This window comes from Affinundibacterium flavidum, assembly GCF_014284175.1.
Classification (GTDB): Bacteria; Pseudomonadota; Gammaproteobacteria; order Burkholderiales; family Burkholderiaceae_D; genus Undibacterium; species Undibacterium flavidum.
In genome coordinates this window covers 172,233-191,972 of the sequence record NZ_JACOGA010000002.1, presented here as the reverse complement: position 1 = coordinate 191,972, position 19,740 = coordinate 172,233, and the positions used below count along the sequence as shown (strand labels likewise).

General features: G+C 45.3%; 19 protein-coding genes. 11 read left to right on the top strand and 8 right to left on the bottom strand.

The window, feature by feature from the left end:
• The first annotated feature begins 121 nt into the window (after positions 1-121).
• The 3 genes from H8K55_RS02680 to H8K55_RS02670 all read left to right on the top strand — a co-directional run bounded on the left by H8K55_RS02680 (position 122) and on the right by H8K55_RS02670 (position 2,628).
• Positions 122-451 (top strand): hypothetical protein, encoded by a 330-nt coding sequence (locus H8K55_RS02680; RefSeq protein WP_186940479.1) that lies wholly within the window; start codon positions 122-124, stop codon positions 449-451.
• 526 nt (positions 452-977) lie between these two features.
• Positions 978-2,078 carry a hypothetical protein gene (locus H8K55_RS02675; protein WP_186940478.1) on the top strand — a complete coding sequence of 367 codons (1,101 nt, stop codon included), beginning with the start codon at positions 978-980 and terminating at the stop codon, positions 2,076-2,078.
• 67 nt (positions 2,079-2,145) lie between these two features.
• Positions 2,146-2,628, top strand: coding sequence for a GNAT family acetyltransferase (locus tag H8K55_RS02670; RefSeq protein WP_186940477.1), 483 nt, complete (start codon positions 2,146-2,148; stop codon positions 2,626-2,628).
• A 41-nt stretch (positions 2,629-2,669) separates the two neighbouring features.
• Here the strand turns inward: H8K55_RS02670 and H8K55_RS02665 are convergent, their stop codons facing one another.
• A complete protein-coding gene (locus H8K55_RS02665) occupies positions 2,670-3,560 on the bottom strand; it encodes a hypothetical protein (protein ID WP_186940476.1) in 891 nt (296 codons plus the stop codon).
• A 442-nt stretch (positions 3,561-4,002) separates the two neighbouring features.
• On the opposite strand from H8K55_RS02665, the gene H8K55_RS02660 reads away from it, so the two are divergent.
• Both H8K55_RS02660 and H8K55_RS02655 read left to right on the top strand, forming a co-directional pair.
• The gene (locus H8K55_RS02660; RefSeq protein WP_186940475.1) at positions 4,003-4,779 is read left to right on the top strand and encodes a hypothetical protein; all 777 of its coding nucleotides are present in this window, start codon (positions 4,003-4,005) and stop codon (positions 4,777-4,779) included.
• A 61-nt stretch (positions 4,780-4,840) separates the two neighbouring features.
• Complete coding sequence (locus H8K55_RS02655; RefSeq protein ID WP_186940474.1) at positions 4,841-5,419, top strand: DUF2272 domain-containing protein; 579 nt, start codon at positions 4,841-4,843, stop codon at positions 5,417-5,419.
• Between the two features lie 183 nt (positions 5,420-5,602).
• Here the strand turns inward: H8K55_RS02655 and H8K55_RS02650 are convergent, their stop codons facing one another.
• On the bottom strand, positions 5,603-6,721 hold the full coding sequence (locus H8K55_RS02650) for a helix-turn-helix transcriptional regulator (RefSeq protein WP_186940473.1): 1,119 nt from the start codon (positions 6,719-6,721) through the stop codon (positions 5,603-5,605).
• 380 nt (positions 6,722-7,101) lie between these two features.
• Between H8K55_RS02650 and H8K55_RS02645 the strand changes: the two genes are divergently transcribed.
• Positions 7,102-7,698 (top strand): GNAT family N-acetyltransferase, encoded by a 597-nt coding sequence (locus tag H8K55_RS02645; protein ID WP_186940472.1) that lies wholly within the window; start codon positions 7,102-7,104, stop codon positions 7,696-7,698.
• A gap of 250 nt (positions 7,699-7,948) precedes the next feature.
• Here the strand turns inward: H8K55_RS02645 and H8K55_RS02640 are convergent, their stop codons facing one another.
• The 4 genes from H8K55_RS02640 to H8K55_RS02625 form a co-directional block, all read right to left on the bottom strand.
• Complete coding sequence (locus tag H8K55_RS02640) at positions 7,949-8,248, bottom strand: addiction module antidote protein (RefSeq protein WP_186940471.1); 300 nt, start codon at positions 8,246-8,248, stop codon at positions 7,949-7,951.
• A 304-nt stretch (positions 8,249-8,552) separates the two neighbouring features.
• The gene (locus H8K55_RS02635; RefSeq protein ID WP_186940470.1) at positions 8,553-9,896 is read right to left on the bottom strand and encodes an MFS transporter; all 1,344 of its coding nucleotides are present in this window, start codon (positions 9,894-9,896) and stop codon (positions 8,553-8,555) included.
• 75 nt (positions 9,897-9,971) lie between these two features.
• The gene (locus H8K55_RS02630; RefSeq protein ID WP_186940469.1) at positions 9,972-11,063 is read right to left on the bottom strand and encodes a MerR family transcriptional regulator; all 1,092 of its coding nucleotides are present in this window, start codon (positions 11,061-11,063) and stop codon (positions 9,972-9,974) included.
• A 234-nt stretch (positions 11,064-11,297) separates the two neighbouring features.
• The gene (locus H8K55_RS02625) at positions 11,298-12,008 is read right to left on the bottom strand and encodes a hypothetical protein (protein WP_186940468.1); all 711 of its coding nucleotides are present in this window, start codon (positions 12,006-12,008) and stop codon (positions 11,298-11,300) included.
• A 157-nt stretch (positions 12,009-12,165) separates the two neighbouring features.
• On the opposite strand from H8K55_RS02625, the gene H8K55_RS02620 reads away from it, so the two are divergent.
• Both H8K55_RS02620 and H8K55_RS02615 read left to right on the top strand, forming a co-directional pair.
• Complete coding sequence (locus H8K55_RS02620) at positions 12,166-13,326, top strand: sensor histidine kinase (RefSeq protein WP_186940467.1); 1,161 nt, start codon at positions 12,166-12,168, stop codon at positions 13,324-13,326.
• 6 nt (positions 13,327-13,332) lie between these two features.
• The gene (locus H8K55_RS02615) at positions 13,333-14,154 is read left to right on the top strand and encodes a LytR/AlgR family response regulator transcription factor (RefSeq protein ID WP_230408458.1); all 822 of its coding nucleotides are present in this window, start codon (positions 13,333-13,335) and stop codon (positions 14,152-14,154) included.
• A gap of 141 nt (positions 14,155-14,295) precedes the next feature.
• Here H8K55_RS02615 and H8K55_RS02610 read toward each other — a convergent pair whose 3' ends face one another.
• Complete coding sequence (locus H8K55_RS02610; RefSeq protein WP_186940465.1) at positions 14,296-14,859, bottom strand: cytochrome b; 564 nt, start codon at positions 14,857-14,859, stop codon at positions 14,296-14,298.
• Positions 14,860-14,974: 115 nt separating this feature from the next.
• Positions 14,975-15,409: a DoxX family protein gene (locus H8K55_RS02605; protein ID WP_186940464.1), complete on the bottom strand. Its 435-nt coding sequence runs from the start codon at positions 15,407-15,409 to the stop codon at positions 14,975-14,977.
• A 416-nt stretch (positions 15,410-15,825) separates the two neighbouring features.
• On the opposite strand from H8K55_RS02605, the gene H8K55_RS02600 reads away from it, so the two are divergent.
• The 3 genes from H8K55_RS02600 to H8K55_RS02590 all read left to right on the top strand — a co-directional run bounded on the left by H8K55_RS02600 (position 15,826) and on the right by H8K55_RS02590 (position 19,713).
• The gene (locus H8K55_RS02600) at positions 15,826-16,662 is read left to right on the top strand and encodes a helix-turn-helix domain-containing protein (RefSeq protein ID WP_186940463.1); all 837 of its coding nucleotides are present in this window, start codon (positions 15,826-15,828) and stop codon (positions 16,660-16,662) included.
• Positions 16,663-16,736: 74 nt separating this feature from the next.
• Positions 16,737-17,843 (top strand): serine hydrolase domain-containing protein, encoded by a 1,107-nt coding sequence (locus tag H8K55_RS02595; RefSeq protein ID WP_186940462.1) that lies wholly within the window; start codon positions 16,737-16,739, stop codon positions 17,841-17,843.
• A gap of 313 nt (positions 17,844-18,156) precedes the next feature.
• On the top strand, positions 18,157-19,713 hold the full coding sequence (locus tag H8K55_RS02590; RefSeq protein ID WP_222612328.1) for a serine hydrolase domain-containing protein: 1,557 nt from the start codon (positions 18,157-18,159) through the stop codon (positions 19,711-19,713).
• Positions 19,714-19,740 lie beyond the last annotated feature (27 nt).

Here is a 19,740-nt window from a genome sequence, read left to right as displayed (position 1 = left end):
TGAGTGCCATGTGGAAACCCTGGATATTTCCGTCAAATTTTCTCAATTTCACAAGATCAATAAGAACTACCATGTAAAGTTACACGTAAAATTTAATCTCAATTAGATTCAAATAAACTAAATGCCCCAAACCCGCCCAGCTAAACCCTCAGACATTCTCGGCATCCTAGCTCTGCAAAGCCGTAATCTGTTAAGCAACCTAAGCGAAGCAGAACAAAAGAACGGCTTCGTCATCACCGCATTTACTGTCGCGCAGATAGAAGAATTATTGGGCTATGGTGGCGTGTTCGTCGCGGTCGATACATCTGCTAATGCTCAATCAGAAATCGTGATCGGCTATGCCTTGACAGGGACTTGGGCTTTCTTTGCACAGTGGCCGATTTTTCCGTTTATGTTGGGGCGTTTGCCTGCCTTAGATTTTTCAGGACGCGAGATTTCTTTTTTGAGTTGATGATTCTGATTGTGATTGCCGAATTTTCGGCGGTGTTGGTTGATCAGCGAACGCCACTGGATTCCTGCTAAGAGCACGCAGGAATGACGCTTAATTTTGTTTGTTGTTTGCTTTTTCTTTTCAGTTTTTTGGGTGTATTTGTTTTTGGGTTTTATTTGTTAATTTGAATTCGCCATTGTTTAGTTTACTAACTTAAACCCATCCCCATTCCGATCTTCCACTGTGCTACTTGCAAGTAGCTTAGAAATTCTTGGCGCAAAGCGTGCTTAGAGAAATCCCAAGAATTTTCCCTTGAAGGGCAGGGGTGAAATGCGAGACTTTTTCGGGGTAGTCCTTTTCGATATTTTTGTTGATTTGTCGCTGCCGCTTTCCTTGATCACCTTGCACAAAAAAACAATCTCCTTGGTGAAATGAAATAACGTAAGATATTGCTTTTTATGAAGCAATTGTTTTTGCATCTCAGCAATTACATCTCTAAATTTACGCCTCTAAATTTACCTCCCCAAACTCAAACTGAACACAATCCATGAGCGAACTTAATTCCGATAATGCTGGACAAGATCCTGCGCTGCCATTTTCTGATTCAGACATTTCCATACGTGTTAATGCCATTGAACAATCCGTTATCAAAGAAGTTGAATCCAGACCCATGCATGAGTCTTTGCTGAGAGGTATTGGCTATTTGGTTTGGTGTGGTTTGATTGCTGGGGCGGGTGCTGTTTATGGTGTGACGGCTTACTCATTTTTTGTGAATTTTTTGTCCGCTGGTAGTGGGGTGATGTTGACGTCATTCTTAGTTGGCATACCTTTGGCGATGGGCATGATCGTGGCGTATCTTTCTGAGAAAAAGAAGATGCGTGGCGTGGCGGTGGCGGGCGGTATTTCTATGCTGGCTTTGAGCTTGTTCGCATTTGCGGTGGGTGCTTTGTTTCGGGAAGGGACGATTTGTTTGGTAATGGCGATGGGTTTGTTTATTCCCTTGATGTTACTTGGCGCTTTGATTTCTGTGATCATTTCTTGGATGAGTCCTGATCAGTCCGGTAGGCTGTCTGCGGTGGTGCTGCTGATGCCATTTGCGTTTGGGGGTATTGAACAAAATATCGAAGCGCCTACGATCAAGCAGCAGACGCAGCGTTCTGTGTATATTGAAGCCAGTCCTGAAAAAATCTGGAAGTTGATTAATTTTCCTTTGGATATTCGCCCCGATGAATTGAAGAATGGATTCGCTTACAAAATCGGTGTGCCGTATCCGCTTGAAGCGCGTACCTTAGAAGAGCGAGTAGGTGGCAAGCGCCAGTTGTTGTGGCAACGTGGTGTACGCTTTGAGGAAGAGATCACCGAGTGGCAAGAAAATCGCCGCATTGCATGGAAATATTTGTTCACGCCTGAATCTTTTCCAAGTGGTTCATTAGATGATCATGTGGTGATTGGCGGTCAGTACTTCGATATTGAAGACACCTCGTACACGCTGAGCCCTGAAGGTAAAGGCACGCGGCTGACAGTGCAGGTGGGTACCAGAGTGAGTACGCATTTCAATTGGTATGCGGATTTTTGTGCGCGTTATTTAGTGGGAGATACTGCAGAAACGATATTGAATTTTTATAAGCAACGTGCGCAAGCGACTTGAGTCGTAAATAGTGATGTGTAGCAAAGAGCACAGAGTATCTTTTAGAAAAATTTTCCCAATTTAGAAAATGACCAAAACCCGTCCAGCCATCCCTTCCGACATTCCCGGCATATTAGCTCTGCAGGAGCGCAACCTATTAAGCAACCTGAGCGAAGCAGAGCAAAAAAACGGCTTCGTCACTACCGCATTTACTGTCGCGCAGATCGAAGAATTACTGCGCTATGGCGGTGTGTTCGTCGCGGTTGAAACTTCCGCACATGATCAATCAGAAACCGTGACCGGCTACGCCTTGGCGGGGACTTGGGCTTTCTTTGCGCAGTGGCCGATTTTTCCGTTTATGTTGGGGCGTTTGCCTGCTTTACATTTTGAGGAGCAGGCGATTACTGAGGCGAATTCTTTTCAGTATGGCCCTGTGTGCGTCGATGCTGCGTATCGCGGGCTGGGGGTGTTTCCGCGCTTGTTTGAAGCTATGCGTTTGGGAATGTGTGAGCGTTATTCTATTGGTGCGACTGCATTTGCTATGGCCTTCAATTGTCTAGTTTCGTATTGAATTGCGTAAATCTGACATTTAGAAAATTACCTCACGTTTACCTATTTATCTTTGATACCTACGACATAAGCGATAGAGTCTGTCGGATCGTTTTGGCAACTGACAAGTGATAAACCAGATTTCGATAATATCGACTTTAAATTGTCTGCCGTTCTATATATTAGGTCCCAATCCATTACACATTCCATAAAGCCTGCATCTTGATGAAATGGAAGGAAATTAGCTAAAAGAATCAATCCGTTTTTATTCAGTAGCTTTGCGAATTTCTTCGTTAACTTTACTGCGATATCTTCGTTTAAATAGTCATAGAGACCAGCTGAGTAGATAAAGTTGAAGTCGTTGATTTCCTCTGGTATTTTCCCCGCGATTATTTTTGCTACGTTACATTGAACAGGTGTGACCCCGAGGCGTCCGTATTGGGACTCAACGATTTTGAGGCTTTCGATATCTTGGTCTAGTGCGAAAAACTTTCCTATACTCCGAGACTGAACAGCATTCGATATTTCCGCTTCTCTTAAGTGGCCACAGGCGACTGACAAAATATTAGCAGGCTTATCGAGGCAGATTGAATCAATGGTATTTGCAATTAGTCGCCTTCTATGACGAACAGCTTTAGATGCAGAAGAGTTGGTCGTGATTCTGAAGATCTCTTCACCTGTTAAATCTAAGTTGTTGATAAATTCAGGCTCATAAATGCCGTATATAAAATCCATCATAACTGCATCTCCAGCATAGCCTCGAGGTTTAGTTTTAGCGCGGAAAATATAAGGGCACTTGCAGAGTATTTCCATCAACTCACCGTTCGATTTTATATCTGAGTAAACTTTTTTATAGTCAGAATGAGAGTTTCTCGCTTGCAGCAATTGTGCTCGTAAATTTTCGATTCCTAACCATGCCTTATGGGTTTGCAATTGCCGGATTACTTCTTCCATTTAGTTTTCTCCGTGTTGTTTTTTAATTTGAAAATGAGACTTGACTGAGTCGGCGCAATCTTTGATTTGCAATAGTGACGAGAAAGCGCTTAGTAGCTATTCCTATAAAGTACCGAAGCTTTTTGTTAGTGGATTCAGTCAATGAAATTGATTGCGCTCTCTCCGCTGATTTGACGTGAGAAGAACGCACTTAAACTCGTGAAGCAGCAGGCCTCAAAAGTTGGGATTACTTTTATGAAATTGATTGGTAGCTTAGGGTGTTTGATATATGAAAGCATCCTCCATTTGGAGGATGCTTTGCATTTTGTAGAGGAATAGACTTCTTTTCTTAAAAAGAACATTACTCTTAAATAGAAGGTTAAATTTCTTGCATTTGTAACTAGATACTTTTTTTAGAAGCCATTTTTAATTTTTTTGCGTCAATATTTTAGAGGGAATGAAAATGAACAATTATTTTGCTCTCGGTGGGCTACTAAGGCCTTTCATCTTAATTATTGTGTTGATGAGTCTGTCTGCTTGTGCCAGTCTTGGGCAAAACGATAAGTCGACTGACAAATTTTCTCCAGCCGGTATTTTCGATAAATCTGTCGAAAATATTGATATGATTTCTTTGCTGTCTGACGAAGATTTAAGTAGTAAATCCGGAGATAAGGCTGACTTTTCTAAAACCTTTGATCAGGCGTTGCGATCTGCGAAAGGAAAGAATGAGGAAGACAGAAATCATATTCAGAATAGATTGATTTTGGCGTCGAATAGTTTGTGTGAGGAATACAAAACTGTTTTGAAACGAAAACAGTCCAATATGAATTTTTGGATGGGGTCAGCGGCAACTCTATTCGGTGCTGGCGGTGCGATTGCAAATGGTGCGCAGGCAGCAAAAAACTTTGCGGCACTGGCTGGGCTGACTACTGGTGTTAGAGCTGAATACAACCAAGCATATTATGCTGATCTGATGGCACATGTAATAACCAAGGCAATCTCAAAGAGACGTAAACTCATTTTCGACGAAATACAAGAAGCTAAAACAGCTTCTATCAAAGAATATAATTTAGAAATGGCTTTAGCAGATGTAGCTACTTGCCATGGGGCTTGTAGCTTGATTGCTGGCCTAGAGACGGCGGACGATTTGGTTTCGAAGTATAACGTTAGTTTAGGGTTAGACACTCTAGGCGCAAGCCTTACTAAGCCTGCAAAGGATAGTAAGGCAGAAAAGAAATAGTTGTCAAAGATTAGGTGTGCATCGTAATTTATGGAAAAATTATTTTTATTAGGATTATGAAATGGAAACTCCATCGCTATTCGCATCTCAACTCGCTAATATCGCCAAAGATCAGCATTTTCGCTTTCACCAAATAGATGAAAACGATTTTCCACTCTCAGATCAAATTAAACATTATTGGTTAGATTTGGGTTTTGATTTTCCAGGCGTTGAAGAGGCTTGGTCGGCCGTGTTTGTTTCTTGGTGTGTGAAACAAGCAGGTGCAAGCATAAACGAGTTCAAGTTTGCTTCAGGACACGCAAAATTTGTTTATAAAGCAATCGAGAATCAGACAGGAAATACAGGCGTTTTTAGAGCAAGGAAGATCAATGAATATGCGCCAAAAATTGGCGACATTATTCAAAATAACCGTGGCGGAAATTCCTTCGACTATGCCTACGCAAGCGCACATCGCGATTACCCTTCACACTCGGCAATTGTCGTCGAGACTGGGGTCGATTCAAATGGTAGATACGCGCTAACGATAGGAGGGAATGAGTCGGATAGTATTCGTTCAAAAATAGTGAGAGTTGATAATAAAGGACTCATTATCCAACGAATTAAATCACCTTTTATTTGCGTAATACAGAATCTGAAATGAATTGTTATTGATAATACTGGTTTCTGAGTGCGAGAAAATAAAAAATCCTCGCATATGAACTGGTGCTAATTCTAAGTTTGTTTGTTGTGCGAGATACATACGATTTTGCGTTGCTTTGTCGGTGTATTTTCCCACACCCGAATCTATAATTTGAATTTTTGATTCAAAAACTAATGACCGCAATCAAGTCTGAATCGATAAAATCGGATACAAAATCTGCGTCAATTCGGTTTGCTTTGATGTACCAGTTTTACTAAAAATAGCTTTCAACTGGGATCGTATGGTTGAAATCGCGACTCCTGAGTCGATAGCAATTTGTTTCGGTGTTGAACCCTTTAGTAACGCACAGGCAACCCTCGCTTCCGCAACGCTTAGGCCATACATTTGAGTTAGTAAAAATTCTTTGGTATGCATGGGGATGCTTAAGTCTTGTACGACAATTAGTGCAAAATTTTTTGAAAGAGCGTGTTGGGGATGAAAGAGTGAGGGAAGTGGTGTCAGAATTAAATGCAGATTCAATTGGTTATTAAGACCGAGCTTTAATCCACTTGATACGCGCGGACCTTTGACGCCGCATGCAGCGTGTATCGCGTTCATGACTTTGTTGGAACTACTGCTGGCGACCTCAATTTTGTTGCCAGTGATTTTGATTTCATTTCTTCTGCGTAGGATGGATTCGGCGGCTTGATTAATGAAATGAACGTACTTGTTGTCACACACGATGATCATTCCCAAATTACTGGCGTGTAAGCTTGAAGCCAGAAGCTGCTTATCGAGTTTTAATGAGTCGAAATGAGACTGTAATTGCAGACTGCGTTGAAGATGGGGTAGGAGTGATTTGATGTTTCTTAAGTCATTACTTTTTTCTGACTTGTCGATGTTTTTGTATTGAACTGTTAAGAAGCAATCGAGATTTTGGTCACTTAAGAGAGGTATTACCGAGAGTGCTCCAAAGCCATTTGGCTTCATAAAGTCTTGGTAAAACTCTGAGCTAGCCATGCCCTTTTTTCCGATTTGCTCATAATCTACATACCATTCTCCGTGTATAAACTTATGAAGAAAGGCAAGACTTGGTTCTAATGCGTGATAATAATTTTGAAATGCAAAAACTGTATCTTCTGACAATCCGCTACTCTGAATAACACTTGTTGCCTTATGGTGGGTATGTAAACTTGTGAGGGCGACATGCTCACTTCCGTATAGATTTGCAAGTTTGCGTAAGGCATTTACTTGTTTGCTGGGGTCAATTAATCCCTCGTAGAAGTCGCTGATAATATCGTCGATTCGGTTTTCTAAATCCATAAGCGAAAATAGTATGTTGATAAATCGAGAAGTTAATGTATCTATTTTTAAAGTCTATTGCAACTGTAATTTATTTAGGTGACGTCCAACCAAAGATTTATTTCGATTTGCGTTTCGAGCGGTTAAACTATTTAGAATCGTAAAAGTTGATTCGATATCGCCCATCGATTCACGCAGTCACGGTAAAGTATGGCACACGGTATGATGATTTGATGAGCGAAAGCTGAATATGTCCTTAATGTCCGCAGTTTTGCATGTGTTAGTGGCTTTTTTCAACGTGGCTATTGATTAATGCTCTAAGCCCTGTTTCTTGAAGAAGTGTCTTTTAAAAATTTTCTCGTATTTGTAAGAGAAATGAAATTTTCTGCCATTGAACTTTTATGTCCCAAATCCGCCCAGCCAAACCCTCAGATATTCCTAGCATCCTAGCCCTTCAAAGTCGCAATCTATTAAGCAACCTGAGCGAAGAAGAACAAAAGAATGGTTTCGTCACCACTGCATTTACTGTCGCGCAGATTGAAGAATTATTGCGCTATGGCGGCGTGTTCGTCGCGGTTGATACTTCTGCTAATGATCAATCAGAAACAGTGATCGGTTATGCATTGGCGGGGACTTGGGCTTTCTTTGCGCAGTGGCCGATTTTTCCGTTCATGTTGGCGCGTTTGCCTGCTTTACATTTTGAAGGGCGGGAGATTACGGAAGCGAATTCTTTTCAGTATGGCCCTGTGTGCGTCGATGCTGCGTATCGCGGACTGGGGGTGTTTCCACGTTTGTTTGAGACTATGCGTTTGGGGATGTGTGAGCGTTATCCGATAGGTGTGACCTTCATTAATCGTCTCAATCCTCATTCCTATCATGCGCATACTAAGAAGCTGGGGATGACGGTGATTGATGAGTTTGAATTTAATGGGCGACCTTATTACGGTTTGGCGTTTGATATGGTGCGGTCTGTGTTGGGCGGTGCGGCGGGTTATTAGTTCCCTCTCCCGCAAGCGGGAGAGGGCTAGGGTGAGGGTGGTTCAGTATTTGTGAAGTGTTTGAAAAGCATAAATCGATATGAGGTTTGCGGAATTTATGTCTTTAATGACTTTGTCTGAGCCTGAACGTCCCTCATCCCCGGCCCTTCTCCCGCTTGCGGGAGAAGGGAGTTAACCTCAAGCAGTGTGCTAAGTGTGCAAGCATAATGCTTAATTGGGTTTGCTTGAAATCGATTCAAGTCCTGATTTCTCAAACATCTGCTAATTCAGGATGTAATTTGTAACCCAGGGCGTGCATAACTTTGAGCACCGTTGCGAAGCTGGGGTTGCCTTCACCTGAGAGTGCTTTGTAGAGACTTTCTCGTCCTAGTCCTGTGTCCCGCGCCAGATCTGTCATGCCGCGTGCTTTTGCGATGTTGCCTAAGGCTTTGGCGATGAAGGCTGCGTCGTCGCCTGCTTCATCGAAGCATGCATCCAGATACAGCAACATATCTTCTTCAGTTTTGAGATGTTCAGCAGAATCCCAATTGCGTAGTGCGGATGTGCTCATTTTAGATCCTTAGTTCTTGCGCTAGATTCAACGCAGTTTTGATATCGTTTGCTTGCCTATTTTGTGACTATGGCGCAAATGACAGAAAATTTCATCTTTTTTCTTTGCTGCATTTGTTGATCAACGAAAGTCACTGGATTCCTGCTAAGAGCATGCAGGAATGACGATTAATTGAGGTCGCTGTTTGTTTTTCTTTCTGAGGCTTTCTTTGCATTTTAAGGAAGATAATTACATGTGTCGTAAGCCGACAAGATAACCGTGCTGACGCCATAAAGCGTCAGGCACAGAACCAAATTGAACTAAATCAAATCGCCCGACCAGCATCACGCATCTGCCGTATCGGTGACATCAGTAAAGCGATGGCAACGATCACGATCAGCAATGCGCCGCTGCCTGTGAAGAGTTGGGTGAGGCTGAGACTGTGCATTAGCCATCCAGTCAGTGCCGCCGAGACTGGGCTGATGCCCATAAAAATGAACATGAAAATACTCATCGCACGTCCTAGCATGGCGGGTGGTACTTGGCGTTGTATCCATGTGAAGACTGCTACGTGCAGATAGCCGCCGAGTGCGCCTATGGCTAATAAAATTGCAGCGCCTTGCCATGCGACGTGGATCAATCCCATAGGCATAAATAGCAGCGCGACTAAAGTATCTATGAGTAAGATCGTGCTACCCAAACTGCCTAGTCTTAGCTTGGGAAAGACAGATGACATCGCCATGCCTAGCAGTGTTCCTGCACCATGTGCTCCGGCTAACAGGCCAAGTACACCAGCGCTATTCCCTAGTTGTTGTGCCAATAAAGGCATGGCGATTTGCATTGGTCCCATGATGAGAAATGCGATGGCGGACCAATACAAAAAGCAGGTGCGCATCATGGTGTCGTTCCAGCAGTGACGCAGTCCGCTCATGGTTGCGCTGAGTAAGGATTGCTTGGATGCTGATGTTTGTTGATCCGTCTTGATATCGAGCATGTTCACATGCGATAAGGTCCATGCAGAAAATCCATAGCTAAAACAATCGACAAAAAATGCCATCGCCAAACCTTTTTTGTCGGCGATATCCATCATGTTCGCAGCATGCAAAGTCGTCGCTAATCCAGCTTGGCCAGCTTGAGATGCAGTCGCATGATCGCCTAATAGCGCGATTAAACCACCTGCCATCAAAGGCCCTAGAAAGAAAGTGATCTGGCGTAAGCCAAGCATCATGCCATTAGCCGCCTGCAAGTGTTCTGCGGCGACTACGCGCGGTAACATCGAGGTTCCCGCAGGAATACTAAACGCGGTCGATAATCCCAACAGCAAGGCGATTAGATAGATCATCCACAAGCTCAGGCAGGAAGTCATTAGCAGCACGACCAGAATCGCCAATAACGCGGTATTGATGTACTTGGTAATCATCATCACCGACTTAGGATCATAGCGATCGACAACCGCACCACCAATCAACATAAAGAGGGCGCGCGGGATGCCGAGTAATGCCAGCACGATGCCCAAGGTGAATGTGTCATGACTCATTTGCAGCACCAGCCAGGGCAGGGCAATCAGCGTGAATTGATCGCCTAGCATAGAGGTGATGGCACCTGTTAGCATCCACAAAAAATTACGGTCACGCATAAAGCCGCGTGCTGGCTCTGAGTTGTTGTTCATAAAAACTCCAGATAAAGGGATAGCCTTGTCCGCCGGACTTGGCTGGAAAATATGCTGTGGGTTTTGCTTAGATGCTTATTGCGGCAGCGATTTTTTGGGAATCGTTTTAGCCGCTTTTGGCGAAGTTGACGCGGTCGAATTCTGCGATTCGATATAACGTATACCTTTGACTGCGTAGTCGAGCACTTCTTGCGATAGGCCACCGCCTATGGTTAATCGAGGTTCTTTTTCATGGATTTGCCGGATCTTTTGTGCCGTTTCAACGCGGTTGCCCCATGCATCTAGAAACATACTGCGCCAATCTTGGATGCGTTTTAAAGCAATCGGATCGGTGACTTCAACTCCGGCATCAATGAATTTTTTGATGTCAATAAAGAGCTCCGTCCAGTTATCCATATTGCGCATAAATGAAGGGCGGAAATATTGGCATTCCTCTTCGCTCAAATAGCGTCGATAAATTTGGTAACGGATCTCTATCGCTGCCACATTGATGTAATCCATCATGGCGTTGTCGACGCCGCTCATCGCCTGTATGGACGGCTCGTCTCTATGCATGTCTGCAAAATTTTTTAAGAGACGTGGATTGGGTACCGATTGATGCACAGTCTCTAGCCATTTTTGTACTTGGACTAAAACCTGTGGTGCACTCGGCGCGATTTTGGCATCCATGAATTCGCGGATTTGCGCCACGATGGGTTGCATCGCCATATCCATTTTGCCGCTACTGACGTCTTTATGTTGACGCCACAGGGCGATGTCTTCGGGACTGAAATATTTAGACCGCAGGCTCATCATTTCTAAGGTGGATAGCCAATAATCCATATTCGGCTGGTCATGCTGTTGCAGTTGTTCGTCTAATTCCAGTAAACGTTCGCGCAGCTCTTGGCTTTGTTTGATTTGCTCTTCCAAACTCAGAATTTGTTGGCTAATCACACCACGCAGATCCGCAGTATCACCCTGGATCAATTCAGCAATTTCTTGCAAGGATAAATTCAAACGGCGCAATGCCTGAATGCGATGCAAGCGCGCGATGTCATGGCGGTTGTATAAGCGATACCCAGCCTCTGACCGCACTGAGGGCGTGAGTAAACCCAGCTTGTCATAGTGGTGCAAGGTGCGCACGGTAATGCCAGTGCGTTGGGCTAATTCGCCAATTTTTAACAACATAGGGTGCCTCTTTGATCGGACATCAATTGAATAAGCTCGAGCAAGCTAGAGCAAGCTAGAGCAAGCTAGAGCATGAGGCACACTATAAAGCCTGACGTAGTGTCAGGGTCAAGGGGGAAATGAAGTTATTTTTGATTGAGGATGAATCTGTCGTTTTGCTTAGTGTCCTGTTTGACTCTCAAGCAGATCTACCCCAATTCAATTCGGCAGCGCACGACAAATTACTCAGATCACTTAGCTAACTAACCACTTGGCGATGTCGATCCACACTGGCGTTGCACCAATCATACGCGTCACCGGGTAGGATACGATGATGAGCAGCGATGCCCAAGCCGTGGCTGGATGGAGTCGGCGTGTGCTTGCCAAGTCATATAAGACAAAAGCCAGTATGCAAACGTCTTTGATGATGAAGATTAAGGCGAGGCCGCCACGCTCAATCACATCGAGTGGTAGGCGAGCGATGGCTGGCGCAATAATCGAGAGATTGGCAAGTAGCATGAAGCGGCTATGAAAATCGCGTTGACGTCGGTAGATCAGGCCGAGCACCACTAGCGTAACAAACACGAACAATCCGCCCAAGGAGGTGGCTAGGAATGGCAGCCCGCCCGGTGAAGCCTGCGCCCGCCTTGCACTATCGATCGCTGTCGCGATACCAATCACCATGACCAATACGCCCAAGCCCATTCCCCACATACCGACGCGTCGGTGCACGGCATGCTTGCGCGTGGCGATCAAGCGCACTTGAAGCATGAACAGTAGTAGCCACATTGTCATCACCAATCCATGCAGATGCAGTAGGGCCGAGAGTGCGTCGCCACCGAATAGGGATTTGAGGTAATAGCTTTGTGCAAATCCTGCCAAAGCGAGCAGCAGTGTCAGGCCAGCGATGATGCTGTGCAGATGTCGTTTGTTTGCATCGTCGGCCTTGAGTGAAGTTGCTTTCATGTTTGGAGCTCCATTTTATTAGATTCGATTACAGCGCCCGGATTATCCCTGCGCAGATCTAGCTCAACCATATCTAAGGGATGAATCTCCGAAGCTCTGTGATCAAGCTTTGCTGCGATTTGAACTGGCTGCATCGGCGGCTGCTATACTCATCTTCATGGAAAACCAAAATCACTTATCGGCCACCTTGCCTCGCCTGCACTTAGGTTCATGGCAAAAACTGCTGCGCGTTCTTGCGCTGAATGTGGTCGCATGGCTGATTTTTACTACCATCGCTTCATTGACCTCATTTAATGATGATTTGCGATCCGGGCTATATCCTGATTATTGGGAAGTGTTTAAAGATTGGGGCAAAAGCGCCATCGCACTAGCGCTACTTAGTTTGCTGATCTACGCGGGCTTTTCACGTTGGACACAAGCCATAGCTAGTGCGAGAAATATTGTTTTAAGCTACGCTGTTTTGTTGCTGTTTCTCTTGCCCATGCAATTGATCTTCGTGGTCAAACTCTTTCTCACAGAAACGAATCAGAGCGTCACCTGGGATGCGATCCAAACTCAGATATTAGTGATAGACCGGTATTCCTGCTTATTGCGTTTGTCGACAGTCACAGCCGTATTTTTTGCGGTGGTGATAGTCAAAATATGGCAACGCAGCCAAGCGCGCGACAAGGCTTGGGAGCAAGAGCGCGCAGACACATTGGCCTTGCGCTTCGAGCTGGAAGAACAACGCCTGTTAGCCTTACGCGCGCAACTTGAGCCGCATTTTATGTTTAATGCACTCAATGCGATTAGTGCTTTGGTTCTGACCGATAATAAAGACAATGCCCTCAATGGCATCCACGGATTGAGTGAGTTATTGCGCTATGCCCTGACCGCCAGCGAAAAAAATAGTGTCAAGTTGGCAGAAGAACTCGCCTTCTTACAAGACTATCTTGCCCTGCAAAAGTTACGCTATGGCGCGCGATTACAGATAAAAATTGAAGGCATTGATGAAGCGGTTAAGGAAATTGATTGTCCGCCATTGTTGCTGCAACCACTGGTTGAGAATGCTCTGCGTCATGATTTGGATTGCCACCAAAATGAGAGCGATATACTTCTCAGTTTTATCCTGCAAGAGCGCGACTTATTAATCAGTATCAGTAATCCTATACATCATGCAGAAGGTGAAGGAAGCAGCAATCCGGGCGCTGGTCTGGGTTTGCGCAATACGCGGGCGCGCTTGCATTTGGCGTATGGCACGCAGGCTTCATTACACACTAGCGTGGTCAATGGGCGCTTTTTGGTTGATCTGCGTTTACCCTTAGAATTTAATCGTTAAACCAAGATGAGTAGTATGTACACACCAATTGACGTAACCACCAATCGTGCCACCAATCGTGCCATCATTGTCGACGACGAAGAGCCAGGGCGCGTGATGCTGCGTTATGCCCTGTCCGCGCAAATGAACTGGACCATCCTCGGTGAGTTTAGCAATGTTGCGAGTGCTCGCGAGTTCTTGAATGCGCATGAAGTTGATGTCATTTTTCTGGATATACAAATGCCCAAGGAAAATGGAATCGGTTTAGCGCGTAGCCTTAGCAATCTAGATAAGCCGCCATTAATCATCTTTGTCACAGCCTTTAATGCACATGCCATAGAGGCGTTCGAGGTACACGCACTGGATTACTTGTTAAAGCCTTTTAATACCTTACGCTTTATTCAAGCGCTTGCGCGCGCCGATGAAATTCTCACAGAAAGGCGTGGCTATGCCGAAGTGCTGCGTAGCTATGCCCATCGTGAAGAGCAGGCGGCTAAGTCAGTCGCAGGCAACAATCAATACTTGCAACAAATCATTGCGCGCTCGGTGGGTGAAATGGAATGCATACCCATCAGTGAAGTCTTATGGATGTCGAGCGCGAGTAATTATGTAGAACTGCACTTAGAAAAGCGTGTGGTGTTACACAGGATGACCCTGAGCGCGATAGAAAAACTCATCAATCCACAAGATTTTATTCGCGTACACCGCACCACGCTTGTGCGGATCGACCAAATGCAACAAATTAAAGTGGTTGGAGATGGCACGTATAGCCTGACACTTGTCTGTGGCGCACAAGTCGCCGTTAGCGAACGCCATATTCCACAGGTACGTGGTTTTTTTAAGGCCTAATTTTACGCTTCAATTTTGAGACCTAATTTTGAGACTTAATTTTGAGACTTAACTGAGATATGAATTCGCTACACACCTCAGTGATTCGTATCAGTGATTCGTATCTGTGATTAGCATTAGTCAATTGAAGGACTAAAATCGCTATTGCTCTGAAACGTCTTGTCCAAGCATTCTACGAAGCGTCGCATCACGATCCATGATGTGATGTTTCAGTGCTCCGGCAATGTGCAGGACGATTGCTGCGATCAGGATGTAGGCAATTATTTCATGTCCGGATTCACCTACACCAGCCCAAAATACACTATAGGGCAGAGCCTGATCCGGCTGGGTAGGCGAGTGATGTTCTGCCACCAATTCCCACCCAAATAGTGCAATTCCATGACCGCCGACACCCGACATCAACATACCGCTAATGGGCATCAGCACAGTGCCTGTGATGAGAGTCCAGTGCACGATCTTGGATAAGACTTGTTCATATCGCGCGTACTGTCGAATAGGCTTAGGCCACGCTTGACGTACACGCCAAACGACACGAATTAAGATCAGCGCAAAAATTAATGTACCTATCGATTTGTGGATGGGGTACAAAAACCAAATTTCTTTCTTCGACATCACTAAGCCTACGATGCTTAGGCCGATAATGAAGAGTGCGACTATCCAGTGCAATGCGACACTGGTTTTACTTAGTTGATGCTGTTGATCCATAAAGCCTCTGCTACTTGTAAATAAGCTAGAAATCGCCTTGTGTCACGTAAAAAAAAGAGGCGGCGATAAATATTGAATGTCCGAAGGGATTGATCTTCGGGCATAAATTCAGATTTTAGATTGCCTCTAGAGTCTTCGCTTTTTGCTTTTCTCGATCAACCGCCGCCATCAGCAAACACATGACGCACAATGCGACGCTATACTCGCAGCCACCTTGACCCCATTCGCCGACAAACCAACCTAGGGTTGCGTGAATGATGATGATACCCCCAGCACTAATACCGAAAAAACCTAGTGCTACCCAGCGGGCAAATTTGTTGAAAATGAGCAAAGTGCCACCAATCATTTCGATAGCTGTGGCGATATACGGCAGACCATGTGCAAAAGGGACGCTACGCTGTGCGAGAAAATCGCCAAATTCGTGGAAATAATTCGGTGCAAAGAAACGCATTACAGCATGTGCCATGAATAGTCCAGCGAGTGTGAGGCGGAAGATCACTAAGCTTTGTTCAACACTCAGATAGGGAAACTCTGTAAAGATTTTTTTCATTAAGGGCTCCAAAAGTAGAGTTGCGATTATGAGATCAAAGCTTCATCGCGGGCTTGCATTGGGATGAATCTCCGCCGCTTTGTGATGAATTAGTTACGAAATAGTGACGAATGAGTGAAGACTGAATGAAGACGGAATAGCAAGTGCGTTGCCAATGTATTCTCTGTGCACGCGGAGAAGGACATTGCACGAATTTTCATGAAGCTGCATTGAGATCGAGTAATTCAATAAAGAGACTGCTTAGTAGTTCCCGTATTTATGCAGTTTGTGCACCCGATTTGTCATTTGATCTGATGTCAATTGAAGGACTCCTTTCTTGTATCTAGAATCAAACTTTTCGTTTAGCTAAGAAAACCGATGCAGTTCAATAGCCGCAGAGGCAGATTTGAACCAGGTTTGAATAAAAGGAATGGCGCATGATCGATAAATTTCCTGCAGGGCAGTATTACGGCACAAATGCATTTGACCGTCGGTTTCCGCGTATTGGTCTGAGCCATTTGCGTGCGACGGTGCCTGAGCACGAAGTGAAAGAACATAGTCATGCTGGCGCGCATATGGTGTTGGCGACGCGTGGTCGTTATGTTACTTCGGCATCGGGCGTGCAGCGCGAAGGGCCTGTGTTAGTGTTCAACCCACCAGACGTGGTGCATAGAGATCGTTTTGCGGGGGAGGGTGGTTGGTTCTTTGCGATTAGTTTTGATGCGGACGATTCACGCGATTTGTACGAACAGATCAAGCTGCCTGACTTTGCCTTACGTAATCACGATCCGCTGGTGATCAAACAAGCGTTTGGTTTGCTTAATGCAGCCGCTTCGCGGGATGCAAATAAACTAGATTTAGAAGTACTGACACTCAATATGCTAAGTAGTCTGAATGCACAAGCTCCCTTGTCATCGAATCTACCACCATGGCTGCAACGTGCGCAGGAGATGATTGCGGATTTGTCGGATGAGGATCTGGGGATTGCTGATATCGCCGATGCGATCGGCGTCCATCGCGTTTATTTGGCACGTCAATACTTGCGGCATCTGGGTTGTACGCCAGGCGATGATCTGCGTCGTCGTCGGGTTGAACGTGCTACACAATTGATGATGACTAGCGATCAAGCTCTGTCGGATATCGCACTGAGTTGCGGTTTTTGTGATCAAAGCCATTTGAATCGGGCATTCTTGCATCAATGGGGTTTAACACCTAGCGGTTTCACCAAACTGAGTAGTTCTCAACGAGGTTTCAAATATCCAAGACTCAATTGAAAGCGCTGTTTAAGATTTGCCTTACGCAATTGAATTGCTAAACGACTTAACAACATAGCGAATGGAGTTTTGATATGAACTATAAATATGCCCTGGGATTTCTTTTAAGTGTAGTACTGCTTGAAAGCCAAGCAATTGCGCAGCCACAAAATGACAAGAACGACTGGGTAAAAGAAGCCCCAGCGTCGCAAAAAATGGATGCGGCGAAACTGGCGGCGATGGATGAAGCGATTAAGAAGGGGAGCTTTCAGCAGATCACCAGCGTCTTAATAGCCCGTCGTGGTCAGCTTGTTTATGAGTCTTACTATGACGCCGAAGGTGCTGAGGGAATCCGCAATACGCGCTCGGCGACCAAAACGGTTACAGGTATGTTGGCGGGTGCGGCAATTGATCGCGGTTATATGACACTCTCTACGCCCATCCTGAGCCAACTTAAGCCTAAGAAACCACTCGAAAACCCAGATCCACGTAAGGCCAAGATCACGGTCGAAGATCTGTTGACCATGAGCTCGATGATGGAGTGCGACGATCAAAATCAGTTCTCTCGTGGAAATGAAGAGCGCATGTATTTGATCGAGGATTGGGTGAAATTTTATCTTGATCTGCCGATCAAAGGTTTTCCTGCCTGGATTCCCAAACCATCCGCATCACCGTATGGTCGTTCGTTTAGTTATTGCACGGCTGGTTCAACAACTTTAGGCGCAGTGGTGCAAAGCGCAAGCAAGATGCCTTTGCCAGACTTTGCACAAAAAGCCTTATTTGCTCCTCTGGGTATCACAAAAGCTGAATGGCAATTTTCACCTTTGGGTCTGGCACAAGGTGGAGGTGGTTTGGGTTTGCGTAGCCGCGATCTTTTGAAGCTCGGCCAACTGCTTGCGAATGGCGGCGCATGGCATGGGCAACAAATTTTGCCTGCAGCATGGGTCAAGGCATCAGTCTCGCCACATGCTGAAGTCGATGAACAACGCAAGTATGGTTATCTACTGTGGTTGTATCCGTATAGCGCAAAAGGTGTGACGCATCAGTCTTATCAAATGGCGGGCACGGGTGGGAATAAGGTGGTGGTTTTTCCTGAACTAGATATCGTTGCCTTGGTCACGACAACCAACTATGGCGTGCGTAGTCCACATCAGATTACGGATAAGTTAATCGCCGAGCATATTCTTGGTGCTGTTGAATAGCGTACAGAGTAAGGTCATGCCGGGCTTGATTTCACTACTGCACTAAACATTTTTTCTGACAGAATTGGCTTGAAATTTCCTTCTCCCTAAGCCCTCTTTCGCTTGCGGGAGAGGGAATGTTTATTTATATCGTCTACTTATTTGGCGTTCTATTTTTTGAGACCTACATATGATCAAGGAACGATGCAAATAAGCAAAAGAATAACAGCAATTTGCTGAATTCTTTTGAGCAACTAATGCTACTATGAGCACGGTTTTAAGCCAGCTTTATCACTTGTAGATCTCATTAGTTACATCACCAAGGAAGAAAAAATTGCGAACGAAAGCCTGTTATTTCAAGTTAAATATTCTGTTCTCCTTACTCATAGCGTCCACTCAAGCGCATGCATTTGGAGAGGAAATTTCAGCGCAATCCTCAACACAAATATTGCCGGCAGTCGCTGCAATTTCGTCAGCATCATCGATGGCACTGAGCGATCAAGCATTGCAAGATAGAATCAAGCGCGTGGAAAATGGACTGACTACTTTAGTGGTGGTGAAGGGTGTCTCCGATCGAAAGATGACGTTGGCAGATCGTATGAAATTTTACCAAGTGCCTGCAGTGAGTATCGCGCTGGTGAACAATGGGAAAATCGAGTGGGCGCGTGCTTATGGCACAACTACGGCGGACGGAAAACAAGCCATCACGCCAACGACCTTGTTTCAGGCGGCTTCGATCAGCAAGGCGGTCAGTGCGATAGGGGCTTTGCATTTAGTTGAGCAAGGCAAGCTTAAATTAGATGGTGACGTCAATCAGCAACTCATCTCTTGGAAAGTGCCTGAGAACGAATTCACTAAAGATAAAAAAGTCAGCTTGCGGCATTTACTGAATCACAGCGCAGGTATTAATGTGCATGGCTTTCGAGGCTATGAAACTTCGCAAAAAATTCCCAACCTGTTAGCGGTCTTAGATGGCAAAGCGCCAGCGAATTCTGACCCGGTTCGGGTGGAAAGTATTCCCGGCACTGGATGGCGCTATTCCGGTGGCGGCTATAGCATTATTCAACTGTTGATGACAGAGGCGAGCAAGCAAAGCTTTCCACAGTTAATGCAAAAAACGGTCTTTGCACCTTTAAAAATGACGCATAGCATTTTTACAGATACCCTATCTTTAGCTATGAGTAAAAATGCCGTTGGCGCGCATCGTGGTGACGGCAAGGCGATACAAGGGCAATGGCATCACTACCCTGAATTAGCCGCCGCCGGCTTGTGGACTACACCATCCGATTTGGCAAACATCATTATTGAAGTGCAACGGGCAGAAGCAGGAAAATCGGGCAAAGTGCTGTCAAACCAGATGACTACCGCGATGTTGACGCGTATCTTAGGTGAAACGGGTCTCGGCTTTTATGTAGAAAAACTCGCTGATAGAACCAGCTTTAGTCATAGTGGTGGTAGCGAAGGTTTTCGTGCTCAACTATATGGTTACACCAAGACCGGGCAGGGCGCCGTGATCATGACCAATAGTGATAACGGCGCAGCGTTGAACGAAGAAATTCTTGCCAGTATCGCCGCCGAATATGACTGGCCTGAATTTAAGGTCACCGAAAAAGTGATGATCGCTCCAGACCTCGCGATGAACCAGCAGTTCGCAGGTAAATATACTTTACTTGATCGCCCTGCGCACGTCATTGCAGAAGGTGACCGCTTGTATTTTCAGAGTGATTTAATCAGCGCCAAACGGGTAGAAATTTATCGTGAATCCGGGTCACGCTTCTTTGTCACTGCACCTGATATGACGATTAATTTTGAACGTGATGCACAAGGAAACGCGGCAGGATTTTCATTACTGAAGGGGAGTAGTACTTACCCGGCTACAAGAGTGAAATGAGATAGCGGCACGCATAGGCGAGACTAA

Excerpts from the sequence above, each read along its gene's own strand:
- H8K55_RS02680 (WP_186940479.1), top strand. The coding sequence starts at position 122 with ATGCCCCAAACCCGCCCAGCTAAACCCTCAGACATTCTCGGCATCCTA.
- H8K55_RS02675 (WP_186940478.1), top strand. The coding sequence starts at position 978 with ATGAGCGAACTTAATTCCGATAATGCTGGACAAGATCCTGCGCTGCCA.
- H8K55_RS02670 (WP_186940477.1), top strand. The coding sequence starts at position 2,146 with ATGACCAAAACCCGTCCAGCCATCCCTTCCGACATTCCCGGCATATTA.
- H8K55_RS02665 (WP_186940476.1), bottom strand. The coding sequence starts at position 3,560 with ATGGAAGAAGTAATCCGGCAATTGCAAACCCATAAGGCATGGTTAGGA.
- H8K55_RS02660 (WP_186940475.1), top strand. The coding sequence starts at position 4,003 with ATGAACAATTATTTTGCTCTCGGTGGGCTACTAAGGCCTTTCATCTTA.
- H8K55_RS02655 (WP_186940474.1), top strand. The coding sequence starts at position 4,841 with ATGGAAACTCCATCGCTATTCGCATCTCAACTCGCTAATATCGCCAAA.
- H8K55_RS02650 (WP_186940473.1), bottom strand. The coding sequence starts at position 6,721 with ATGGATTTAGAAAACCGAATCGACGATATTATCAGCGACTTCTACGAG.
- H8K55_RS02645 (WP_186940472.1), top strand. The coding sequence starts at position 7,102 with ATGTCCCAAATCCGCCCAGCCAAACCCTCAGATATTCCTAGCATCCTA.
- H8K55_RS02640 (WP_186940471.1), bottom strand. The coding sequence starts at position 8,248 with ATGAGCACATCCGCACTACGCAATTGGGATTCTGCTGAACATCTCAAA.
- H8K55_RS02635 (WP_186940470.1), bottom strand. The coding sequence starts at position 9,896 with ATGAACAACAACTCAGAGCCAGCACGCGGCTTTATGCGTGACCGTAAT.
- H8K55_RS02630 (WP_186940469.1), bottom strand. The coding sequence starts at position 11,063 with ATGTTGTTAAAAATTGGCGAATTAGCCCAACGCACTGGCATTACCGTG.
- H8K55_RS02625 (WP_186940468.1), bottom strand. The coding sequence starts at position 12,008 with ATGAAAGCAACTTCACTCAAGGCCGACGATGCAAACAAACGACATCTG.
- H8K55_RS02620 (WP_186940467.1), top strand. The coding sequence starts at position 12,166 with ATGGAAAACCAAAATCACTTATCGGCCACCTTGCCTCGCCTGCACTTA.
- H8K55_RS02615 (WP_230408458.1), top strand. The coding sequence starts at position 13,333 with ATGAGTAGTATGTACACACCAATTGACGTAACCACCAATCGTGCCACC.
- H8K55_RS02610 (WP_186940465.1), bottom strand. The coding sequence starts at position 14,859 with ATGGATCAACAGCATCAACTAAGTAAAACCAGTGTCGCATTGCACTGG.
- H8K55_RS02605 (WP_186940464.1), bottom strand. The coding sequence starts at position 15,409 with ATGAAAAAAATCTTTACAGAGTTTCCCTATCTGAGTGTTGAACAAAGC.
- H8K55_RS02600 (WP_186940463.1), top strand. The coding sequence starts at position 15,826 with ATGATCGATAAATTTCCTGCAGGGCAGTATTACGGCACAAATGCATTT.
- H8K55_RS02595 (WP_186940462.1), top strand. The coding sequence starts at position 16,737 with ATGAACTATAAATATGCCCTGGGATTTCTTTTAAGTGTAGTACTGCTT.